The organism is Paenibacillus forsythiae T98 (genome assembly GCF_000520735.1).
Classification (GTDB): domain Bacteria; phylum Bacillota; class Bacilli; order Paenibacillales; family Paenibacillaceae; genus Paenibacillus_AQ; species Paenibacillus_AQ forsythiae.
Map to the genome: position 1 here is coordinate 1 of NZ_ASSC01000670.1, position 381 is coordinate 381.

Consider the following 381-nt stretch of genomic DNA (forward strand, 5'->3'; position numbering starts at 1 on the left):
CGTTCGCTCCGTTCCCCGCCGGAGCGCCCGCTCCCGGGCCGCTCTGCGTGCCCGGGCCTTGCGCGCCGCCGCTCTCGCTTTGGCCGGCGCGGCCGCTCGCGCCCGGCGTGCTGACTCCGCCGGAGGGCGCGGGCAGCGCAATATTCGGCGCGCTGGCGCTTCCCTCGCCAACCGGCCTGCCCTGATTGTCGTAATAGTACATCGGCACATCTCCGACGACCATCAGATAAGAGACGGGGATTTCCGTATCGACCACCTGCGGCTCCATGTCAAAGGGGACCACGACCGCCACCTCGGTAACGATATGGATGTACACTTCAACCAGAATCATATTGATGCCCGCATTCTGCTGGCGGGGATTCAGCTCCACCTTGACCGCAC

General features: G+C 65.9%; 1 protein-coding gene. It reads right to left on the minus strand.

The window, feature by feature from the left end; translation table 11 throughout:
* A partial coding sequence (locus tag L692_RS29635; RefSeq protein ID WP_025701926.1) for a sporulation protein YunB occupies positions 1–381 on the minus strand: 381 nt, incomplete at both ends.